Source organism: Phycisphaerae bacterium, assembly GCA_035384605.1.
GTDB lineage: Bacteria > Planctomycetota > Phycisphaerae > UBA1845 > PWPN01 > JAUCQB01.
The window spans coordinates 18,436-28,744 of the sequence record DAOOIV010000070.1 but is presented as its reverse complement, the minus strand read 5'-3'; the positions used below and the strand labels follow the sequence as shown (position 1 = coordinate 28,744).

General features: G+C 62.4%; 7 protein-coding genes. All 7 read left to right on the top strand.

The features are described 5' to 3' along the window. The coding region (locus PLL20_14785; protein HPD31255.1) for a hypothetical protein at positions 1–1,205 on the top strand (1,205 nt) is incomplete at its 5' end. Positions 1,206–1,400: 195 nt separating this feature from the next. Then, on the top strand, positions 1,401–3,341 hold the full coding sequence (gene mnmG, locus PLL20_14780) for a tRNA uridine-5-carboxymethylaminomethyl(34) synthesis enzyme MnmG (GenBank protein ID HPD31254.1): 1,941 nt from the start codon (positions 1,401–1,403) through the stop codon (positions 3,339–3,341). A 504-nt stretch (positions 3,342–3,845) separates the two neighbouring features. Continuing rightward, positions 3,846–5,003, top strand: a complete 1,158-nt coding sequence (locus PLL20_14775; GenBank protein HPD31253.1) for an NAD(P) transhydrogenase subunit alpha — start codon at positions 3,846–3,848, stop codon at positions 5,001–5,003. Positions 5,004–5,006: 3 nt separating this feature from the next. Next, positions 5,007–5,339: an NAD(P) transhydrogenase subunit alpha gene (locus PLL20_14770; protein ID HPD31252.1), complete on the top strand. Its 333-nt coding sequence runs from the start codon at positions 5,007–5,009 to the stop codon at positions 5,337–5,339. 64 nt (positions 5,340–5,403) lie between these two features. Continuing rightward, the gene (locus tag PLL20_14765; protein ID HPD31251.1) at positions 5,404–6,843 is read left to right on the top strand and encodes an NAD(P)(+) transhydrogenase (Re/Si-specific) subunit beta; all 1,440 of its coding nucleotides are present in this window, start codon (positions 5,404–5,406) and stop codon (positions 6,841–6,843) included. Positions 6,844–7,235: 392 nt separating this feature from the next. Beyond that, complete coding sequence (locus tag PLL20_14760; protein HPD31250.1) at positions 7,236–7,829, top strand: response regulator; 594 nt, start codon at positions 7,236–7,238, stop codon at positions 7,827–7,829. Positions 7,830–7,934: 105 nt separating this feature from the next. Continuing rightward, positions 7,935–10,193, top strand: coding sequence for an HDOD domain-containing protein (locus PLL20_14755; protein HPD31249.1), 2,259 nt, complete (start codon positions 7,935–7,937; stop codon positions 10,191–10,193). Positions 10,194–10,309: the final 116 nt, after the last annotated feature.

Genomic DNA, 10,309 nt, shown 5'->3' with positions numbered 1-10,309 from the left:
CGGGCTGGACCGCTTTCGGCGACGGGGTCACTGATTCTGATGCCCGAGTCTATACCGCCCCGACGTACGGCTTGACTGCTGCATTCCACGGGCAGCGCGTGTACGGCGCGGTGAAAGACGGTTCGCGGATGAACGGCGGAATCTACCAGCGAGTGTCAGGGGCCACGCCCGGTGTGACATACCGAGCCCGCGTCCGAATCTACACCTTCCGCACCGGCGATGGAGAGATGCGGTGTGGAATTGGTCTGGACCCGTATGGCGGCACTTCGCCCTACTCGGCAAATACCGTTTGGTTCGATCCGATCAGCAGCAACAATCGCTGGAGTGTGATCGAGGTCACAGCCCAGGCGAAGTCTTCGACAGTCACCGTCTTCCTGGATTACGGCCAGAGCGGCACGACCGGGTTTGCCATTAACTACTTTGACCTCGTGGAACTCATTGCCAATCCCCCGCCGCCTCCGCCGTGCGCGGATCCCGAGGCCTACATGGAAACGAGGTTGACGGACCGTCGGGTCGACCTCAACGAGCAGGTGGAGGCTCAATACACGGTTCCGCCGGGCTACGTGATTACCGGCATCGGCGCACGCGGCTCGGACGCCAATGTCTCACGAATGCGCGTGCGACAAAACCCCCTCTTGCCGGATGGCAGCCTCGGCGAGCCGGAGGAGGTTCGGTTCGGATATGACCCCATCGGGGGACTGGAGACCAACATCTCACTGCCGCCCTGCTACATTGCCGTCGGCTACGGCGCCCGAGCAGCCGGCGAGTTCGATGTGATGACTCTGGCCGTATGGGCCCGGCCGATCCTCGCGGACGGTTCGCTCGGTCCGGTCGAGGAGTTCCGAGCCGGCTTCGACGCCTATCACCCATCACTGGAACGGGAGTTCCTGGCCGAGCCCGGTCGGGTGCTGACCGGAGTCGGGCTCCGGATGCAGTTCAGCGACATCACCAACATCTGGGCGGAAACCGATCGGTATCGCGTCCATCGGCCGGCGGGCGATTTCGACCTCGACGGCGATGTCGACCAGGAGGACTTTGCACATCTGCAGGCTTGCGTGAGCGGCCAGGGTGTCACACAAACCGATTTGACATGCCAGAACGCCATGCTGGATGAGGACGACGACGTTGATCAGGAAGACTTCGCTATCTTCCAAGCGTGCCTGAGCGGGCCGGGTATCCTTGCTGATCTGCATTGCGCGAACTGAAAGGCGCATGCAGGTACCTCGGCGGGTTTCCCGCGCCAGGGGCTTGCTGAGGCACAAGAACTTATCGTTGCGTTTCTGCGCGAGCCGGCAGGGCTGCTCCGCCGGATCACCGGCGTCCCCGTCTTGATCCCATTCAGCAACCAAATCGGCTAAAATGGGCCGGCCCGACACCAACGTTCGGTTGCAGGTGACAGGATGCGGTTTGACGTTGTTGTAGTTGGCGGCGGACACGCCGGATGCGAGGCGGCCTGGGCGGCGGCAAAGATGGGCTGCCGGACAGCCCTGGTAACCATGCGCATCGATGCCATCGCCCGGATGTCGTGCAACCCGGCGATCGGGGGGCTGGGCAAGGGGCAGATGGTTCGCGAAATCGACGCCTTGGGCGGGCTGATGGGGCTGGCCATCGACCGGGCAGGGATTCAATTCCGGATTCTCAACCGCAGCAAGGGCCCGGCCGTGCAGGCCCCACGTGCACAGGCGGATCGAGTGCTGTACACACAGGCGGTGATCGACTTGCTGCGCTCGGTACCCGGCTTAGAGATCATCGAGGGGATCGCCGAAAGACTCAGGGTTTGCCCCTTCGCCGAGCTACGGCGTGACGAGCTGGGTTCGGGGTTCAGCGAGGACGGGACATGGGACGGGGAACAAGGGCCGGGCAAAGAGGATGCAGTCAAGAGGCCTGAAGAAGAGAAAAGATACCAGGATGGTTTTCGCGTGACAGGCGTTCAGTTGGCCGATGGGCGAGAACTGCACGCCAAGGCCGTGGTGCTCACCACCGGCACGTTCCTGCGCGGCCTGATGCACTGTGGACCGGTTCTCACCGAGGGTGGGCGGATCGGCGAGCCGGCGGCCATTGGCTTGAGCGAAAGCCTCGCGGCATTGGGTTTCACCCTCGGCCGCTTGAAGACCGGCACACCGCCGCGAATACACCGTGACTCGGTCGATTTCGATCGCATGACGCCTCAGCCCGGCGACGAGCAGCCCGAGCCATTCTCCTTCATGAACGACCGCATTACCCAGCGTCAGGTGCCGTGCTGGATCACCCACACCAACGAGCAGACGCACCGCATCATTCGCGAGAACATCCACCGTGCCCCGATGTACTCCGGCCAGATCAAATCGCGCGGGCCGCGGTACTGCCCGAGCATCGAAGACAAAGTCATGCGGTTTGCCGACAAGTCTTCGCATCAGGTCTTCCTTGAGCCCGAGGGATACGAAAGCCCTTGGATGTACTGCAACGGAATCCCCACCTCGCTGCCCAAAGACGTCCAGGACGTCATGGTTCACTCGATCGACGGATTCCAGCGGGCGGAGATCGTCCAGTACGGCTACGCCATCGAATACGATTGGGTACCCACGGATCAAATCGCCTCGACGCTGGAAACCAAGCGGGTTGCGGGGCTGTTTCTTGCCGGCCAGATCAATGGTACCAGCGGTTACGAAGAGGCCGGCGGGCAGGGCCTGGTCGCAGGGATGAACGCTGCCGCGAAAGTCCTTGGGCGCGAGCCGGTGATTCTCGGTCGTGATGAGGCTTACATCGGCGTCATGATCGATGACCTCGTGACCCGCCCGCCGGATGAGCCGTATCGCATGTTCACCTCGCGCGCCGAGTATCGCTTGCACCTGCGCAGCGACAACGCCGACGCCCGGTTGACGCCGATCGGGCGGCGGATCGGATTAGTCGACGACGCCAGGTGGCGGGCTTTCTCCGCCAAGCAAGCCGCGATCGAGTTGCTGGAGACTGCCCTGAGATCGAAGCGTGCCGGCGGGCAATCGCTGCTGGAGCTGCTCAAGCGGCCCACGGTCACGCTGGCCCAACTGTATCAGGACTACCCGGAGCTCGGGCCCAAACCATTACTCGCCGTCCTCCAGGCGACAGAGATTCGGGCCAAGTACGCCGGCTATCTGGAGCGCGAACAACGCCAGATCGAACGCTATCGGCACCTGGAGTCCCGGACGATCCCCGAATCGTTTGACTTTGCCTCCGTTGCCGAACTCCGCTACGAGGCCCGCGAGAAATTCACTCGCTTCCGTCCGCGCAGCCTGGGCCAGGCCGCCCGCATCAGCGGTATCAGCCCGGCGGACATCGCCACGCTGTCGTTGTACGTCGTTCATCGGCAGGGAGGAAAGCTGTAAGTGCCGGCGAGGCGGTCGACCCTGCCGGGGCCGCCGGAACCTTGGCCAAGGCGTAGACGCTTGTTCCGCCGGTTGTGGCGCCGCATGCGCCTCCGCCAGTACTCAAGGCGGCAACGGTCGCCCCGCTGATCGGCAGCCTGAAAGAATCGATCACCCCTCCGCTGATGATCTCGCCTGAGCCGCGGCGGCAATAGTATGTGCTCGGCCAACGGCCGACGGCATTGCACAACCCATGCACTTGCTGTTTGAGCATCGCTCGACGGGCCTGACGCAGGCCGCAAAGCGGACCGTTCGCGAAGGGGGCGGGCGGCTGTCAACCTTCCCGCCCCCGCCTTGTGCTTCCTATAGGCGGGCATGCAGGCAGGAATCGCCACGAGAATGGCCGGCATGGCCGGCATCGCCGTCCGTCCAGGCTGACCAGCGCGCCTTGACTGAAGTGGCCACGAGTCGTGATGATGTTACCCTGCGAATGGCCTGTTTTCGCCGTCAGATGAGGTGTTGAGTATGATCATCGGCATACCCAGGGAGATTCTCGCGGAGGAACGCCGGGTGTCAGCTTTGCCCGAAACCGTCGCCCGATACGTCCAAATGGGCTTTACGGTCCTGGTCGAGCGATCGGCCGGAAGAGGCGTGTTTCGATCGGACGAGGAGTACGCCAAGGCGGGGGCCGAGATCGTGCCTGATGCCCGGTCGCTCTTTGACCGGTCGGACGTCATACTCAAGGTCAAGCAACCGTGTTTCAACGAGCAGTTGCAGGCTCACGAGGCTGCTCTACTCCACAAGGGCTCGATTTTGATCACCTTTCTGCACCCGGCCGCCCCGGCCAATCACGACATGGTCCGCACGCTTCGCGATCGCGGCGTGATCGCCCTGACCATGGACGGCGTGCCGCGCATCTCGAGGGCCCAGACCATGGACGCCCTGACCTCCATGAGCACCATCACCGGCTATCGCTCCATTCTGATCGCTGCGAACCATTTCCCTCGCTTCATTCCGATGATCGGGACGGCCATCGGCACGATACAACCGGCCCAGATTCTGGTGGTCGGGGCTGGTGTCGTCGGCCTGCAGGCCATCGCCACCGCGAAGCGGCTGGGAGGGGTGGTCAAGGTGGTGGACATCCGTAGCGAGGCCCGCCGCGAGGCCGGAAGCCTCAAGGGCACGCAGGTTGTCGGTTTCGAAGTACCTGATGAGCTGGCCCATGGCGAAGGCGGCTATGCCCGGGCTCTGCCTCCGGAATGGCTGGAGCGGGAACGAGAGATGCTTCGTTCCATCGTGCCGCAGGTCGACATCATCATTCTGAGCGCATTGGTTCCGGGCGAGTTAGCGCCCGTGCTGATTACCGAAGACATGGTGATGAACATGAAACCCGGCTCGGTGGTGGTGGACGTGTCAATCGATCAAGGCGGCAACTGCGCAATGACCGTCTCAGGTCGCGAAGTCATGGTCCACGACGTGTACATCTGCGGAACGGCGAACATCCCCGGCTCGATGGCCGTCGACGCAACCTGGTTGTACGCCCATAACATGCTTCACTATGTCGAGAACCTGTTTCCCAACGGCCCCGGCCGGCCCAACCTCGAGGACGAGATCGTCCTACACTCGCTCGTGACCATCGATGGAAAGATCGTCCACAAGGGAGCCCTGAAGGCCATGGGCTAAGCCATGGCAGACAGCAGGCCCAAGGATTATATCGCGATGTTGGATCTCCTGTTGATGCTCGCAGTCTTTGCCGCTGCTTTTGCGACCGGCTACGTCCTCATCTCACGGGTTCCGGCGATGCTGCACACGCCGCTGATGTCCATGACTAATGCCATCTCGGCGGTCACGATCCTTGGCGCATTGCTGCTGTTTACCGGGCACGCAAGAACAATGGAAAAGACGCTCGGCGCGGCGGCCCTGGCGGCGGCGGCGTTCAACCTCGTGGGAGGATTTGTCATTACCGATCGAATGTTGGGCCTGTTTCGCAAGAAAGGGTCGACCGATCCGGGGGAATGAGTACCGCAGATACGACGGCAAGCCGCGGTTGCTCAAAAGGGTCTTGGCGGGTACGGAGAGTCGCATGGGACAATTGCTGGTCGATCTGGGTGTGTCGCTGATCCTGGTTCTGGGTATCTCGCAATTCCGAACGCCGCGGGGCGCCCGTACCGGCAATCTGACGGCCGCCTTTGCACTGGCTTGTGCGGTCGCGATCGTCCTGGCGCGTCACTCTGTGGCGGCCCTCCCGGTGATGCTGGTGGCGGGCGCTGCGGGGATCGCGACCGGTTGCGCGATGGCTCTTCGGGTCAGAATGATTCAGATCCCGGCGATGGTCGCCTTCCAGCACGGTATGGGCGGCGTGGCAGCGTTTCTCGTATCCTTTGTCGAATTGGTGGGGCAAACCGGGCGATCCTTGTCGAGCCTGTCCGAGGTGTCGGCTCTGCTGGGGCTCTGTGTTGGGACGGCAACATTCAGTGGGAGCATGGTCGCAAGCGGCAAGCTCGCCGGCCGAATTCGCCAGACTCCGGTAATTCTCGCCGGCCACAACGTCGTCCTTGCGGCCCTGTCGATCGGATGCGTCTTGCTGATGCTTGCGGCGGGTCTGGCTGATCGAGCGGCTGTTGTGGCGGCGGTCTCAGCGACCCTGTTCGTGGTTGCCGCGGCGTGGGGCGTAGTGTTCTCGGTCCGGATCGGCGGTGCGGACATGCCCGTACTCATTTCCTTCCTGAACGCCACCGCAGGCTTGGCGGCCGCCCTCTGCGGGGTGGCGATCCGCAATCAGTTGCTTATCGTTTGCGGGGCAACGGTGGCGGCGTCGGGCTCGATCCTGACGCACGTCATGTGCCGGGCCATGAATCGCAGCCTGACGAATGTCTTCGCCGGGCTGCGTCCGGCAGACGCGGGACTGGAAGCTGGACCTGCAACCAGGGCTGAGGCGATCACCCCAAGCCGGACCTGCCTTGAGAATTCGCCGCTCCCCGCGGAGCCATTGGTTCAGCCTGAAACAATGGATCCTTTTTCTCGGGCTATCGAAGCCGTCCGCAGCGCCCAATCCGTCATCATCGTTCCGGGTTATGGCATGGCTCTGGCTGACGCTCAGGAGACGACGGTCCGACTGGCGGAGCGCTTGGCGAGCATGGGGAAGAGCGTGCTGTTCGCCATCCACCCTGTTGCCGGGCGCATGCCAGGGCACATGCACGTCTTGCTGGCCGAAGCCGAGGTCGACTACGGCATGATCCGTGAGTTAAAGGACGTCAACCCGCAGTTTGCCCAAACCGATCTGGCACTTATCGTGGGGGCCTGCGACGTCGTCAATCCCGCGGCCATTGAGAGCCAAGGAACACCCATCTCGGGTATGCCCATTCTGCTGGCCCACGAAGCTGGCACAGTCATCGTCTGCAATCTCGATGATCGACCGGGTTACTCCGGTGTCGAGAACCCGCTCTATCGGCAACCCCGCACGATACTGCTCCTGGGAGATGCCAAGGAGACGCTAGCCCGTCTTTTCCGCGATCTTGTCTAACCGGTACTTCGGCTTTTTGAGCGGCTCGAACCGAACTGGTAAGGACAGGCGAGCGCCCGAGCAAGTCGGCTGGCAGAAGGCAACGAATTGCCGCAAATAATTCCACCTTGCCCATAAGCCACGACCGGATAACGCAAACCGAATTGCCCCGAAAAAGCAAGCAGACGGGAAGGTGACACCCTCACGAAAGGTTATTCTTAACACCAGCCGGGCACCTTTATCAGCACTACCAGTCTGATCGGACTTGGTTCCGGAAGCTCCGAAAATTCGGTTTGACACGAGCAACGCGGAATTGTAGAGTATGCAGTGAAGATGGCTAAGATAGGAAACTTTGGCCGGATGCGGGAATTTGGGTGTTATTGTGGAATGGGATGACTCGGGAGAACGGGAAGATGCCGGTGGATAAAGAGGAGAAAATCGGACCCAAGGGCGTTTATACGACCGGTGAGGTTGCCGAGATCTGCAAGGTCAGCCAGCAGACTGTCATCCGGTGCTTCGATAGCGGTCGTCTCAAGGGCTTCCGCGTGCCGGGATCGAAGTTCCGGCGTATCCCGCGGGAAAGCCTCATCCAGTTCATGAAAGAGAACGGTATCCCGCTGGACAATCTCGATTCGGGCAAGAAGCGGGTGCTGGTGGTGGATGATGACGAAGCCATTCTCGAAATGCTGACCGAGTTGCTGGAACGCGACGGCCGCTTTGAAGTCCGGGTTGCTCGAGGCGGCTACGAGGCCGGTTTGACCACCCAGGAGTTCCGACCGGATTGCATCGTGCTGGACTACAAGCTTCCGGACATCGACGGCAACCGCGTCTGCAAGGCCGTACGGTCGAACCCGGCCTTCGCGGACATGAAGATCATCCTGATCAGTGGCGTGGCAGACCCGGACGAAATCAATGAACTGCTGGCTTCCGGCGCCGACGATTTTCTGCGTAAGCCGTTCCAGATCGACGAGCTGATTTCGCGGATTCTGAAGTTGGTTCAGGTCTAGAATGTGCCGGGGCGACTGATCGGCTGTCCACCCGGGGGCCGGCAAATGCCGACCGGCGCCTCTGGAGAGGGAAAGGATGTCACTAAGGGAACGCTGAGGGGACACATGACTGCTGCTTGGATGTCGAAACCAGCCGAGGGGCACGTCGCCAAGCCGGCCCAGGTCGAGCTTGTCCTGTCCCAGGTCGATTCTCTACCGACCTTGCCCGCCGTGGCAACCCGACTGCTTGAGGTCACCACCAGCGAAGCGTCCAGCGCTCGCCAAGTCATCGAGCTCGTCGAATCGGATCAGGGCCTTTCCGCCCGCCTTCTTTCCATGGTGTCCAAGGCCAGCGTCGGTACGCCGGTGAACACCGTCGAACGGGCGGTCGTGCTCCTGGGCTTTCACGCCGTCCGCAGCCTTGTGCTGTCCATTCAGGTGTTCGAGACCTTCTCCCAGCGGATCGAGGAATCGGTCACCCGCGCTGATCACGCCGGCTTCTGGAAGCACAGCCTTGCTACCGCGTGCGCGGCCAAGATGCTGGCGGAGAAGGCCCCTTGCCTGTCGGGGCCGACTCTGGTCAATCCCGAGGAGGCCTTTGTATGCGGCCTGCTGCACGACATCGGCAAGGTGGTACTGAACGCCTGCTTCGCCAAGAGCTATAAACGGGTGCTGGCCAAGGTCGAGGCGACCCGAGGTTGCATCGCCGACGTCGAGCGCGAGGTTTTCGGACTCGACCATACCGCGGCCGGTTGTCGGCTGGCGGCCCACTGGAAGCTGCCGGAGATGATTCGTGAGTGCATCTGGCTGCATCACCAGACGCCTGCCTCCACCCCTACGCGAATCCGCTTCCCGGAGCACGTTCGCCAGGTCCAAGTCGCCAATCGACTTGCTCGGGAGATGAGAATCGGCTTTTCCGGCAACTACGGGCCGGATCGTCCTCTTGCCGCCGTGGCCGAGAGCGCGGGATTCGACAAGGCCGTGCTCGATAAGGTATGTGCCGACCTGCCCGAGTTGATCGAAGCAAGGGCGGAGTTGATCGGCCTTAACCGTCTCACGTCCAGGGATGTTTATTACGAGGCGCTCGCCAAGGCCAATGCGGAACTGGCACGCGTCAACCTGTCGCTTTCGACGGCCAACCGGAGGCTTGAACAAAGGTCCCGTTGTTTCGAGGCCCTGCGAAAGTTGACTGAGGAACTGGGCCACGAACCGGGACACGAAGCCATTTGCCGAGCGGCGGCAGGGGTGACCGAAATGGTGACGGACTGCAGACCCGCTGCGGTGTTTGCCGTGTCGCCCGGCCGCTCCGTTGTGATCATCGCGACCTCAAACGGCGGGGAAGGCGGACCGCAAGTCGAGATCCTGCCGATCGCGGCCCTCGGCGATGTCTCTGCCGTGTCCGGCGGCGGCGAAGGCTGGCAAAACGCGACGGCGGTTCCGGGGCCGCTGCTGGATCGTCTGAGGCACTCGTTCGGAAGCTCCCCCGGGTGGTATTGGCCCATTCGCCACCAGGATGGTTTTCTGGGGGCGATCGTCATCGGCACTCAGCGGCCGGTTGACCTGGACGAGTCGATGTCGGCCCTGGGGGATGCTCTAGGCGCCTGGTTGGCCGGTGCCGAGTCCCGCGTCCTGTCGCGTCAATTGAACGAAGAACTGGCCGATCTCAACCGCCGGCTGGTCAATTCCCAGGAGGAACTCGCCCGTGCTCGTTCGCTGGCCATGGTCGGAGAAATGGCAGCCGGCGCGGCGCATGAGCTTAACAACCCGCTTGCGGTCATCTCCGGGCGGGCTCAGATGCTCCATCAGGCCGAGGTCGACGAGGAAACCCGCCGCGTCGCCCTACTTATCGCCGAGCACGCACATCGGGCCAGCGCTATCGTCTCGGAGCTCATGCAATTCGCCAAGCCCACACCCCCGCGGATCGCCGATTTTTCCATCGCCGGTTTATTGGGCCAGCTTCGACGCGAATGGCTTGAAAAAACGTCCCTGACCGAATCCCAATTCCGCCTTGAACTATCGGACGGCCTGCCCCCGATCCACGCGGATGCTTCCCAGATCAAGACATTATTCGACGAGCTGATCCGCAATGCCGTCGACGCTCTGCGTGATACCCCGGAACCTCGCTTGTTCATCAATTGCCGGGGAGATATGACCGATGACAGGCTTGTCGTCGCGGTGGAGGACAACGGTTGCGGCATGACCCCCGAAGTCCTCGAGCACGCGACCGATCCGTTTTTCTCTCGCCGGCCCGCCGGGCGGGGGCGAGGGCTGGGCTTGAGCCGGGCGGTCCGGTACGCCGAGATCAACGGGGGAAGGATCCGGCTGACCAGCACCGCGGGCCAAGGAACGGTGGTCTTGGTGGAGCTGCCGGTCGCCGCGGGTTGAGGCCCGCGAACCGCCGGCGAATATGAACGGGGTGATCGAAGCAGATATCGCAGCAGAAGTTCCGGGCCGGGCGGGACGTGTAGGCTACCTCCTCCTCTTTTCTCCTCCTCCTCGCT

Excerpts from the sequence above, each read along its gene's own strand:
- PLL20_14760 (HPD31250.1), top strand. The coding sequence starts at position 7,236 with ATGCCGGTGGATAAAGAGGAGAAAATCGGACCCAAGGGCGTTTATACG.
- mnmG (HPD31254.1), top strand. The coding sequence starts at position 1,401 with ATGCGGTTTGACGTTGTTGTAGTTGGCGGCGGACACGCCGGATGCGAG.
- PLL20_14775 (HPD31253.1), top strand. The coding sequence starts at position 3,846 with ATGATCATCGGCATACCCAGGGAGATTCTCGCGGAGGAACGCCGGGTG.
- PLL20_14770 (HPD31252.1), top strand. The coding sequence starts at position 5,007 with ATGGCAGACAGCAGGCCCAAGGATTATATCGCGATGTTGGATCTCCTG.
- PLL20_14765 (HPD31251.1), top strand. The coding sequence starts at position 5,404 with ATGGGACAATTGCTGGTCGATCTGGGTGTGTCGCTGATCCTGGTTCTG.
- PLL20_14755 (HPD31249.1), top strand. The coding sequence starts at position 7,935 with ATGACTGCTGCTTGGATGTCGAAACCAGCCGAGGGGCACGTCGCCAAG.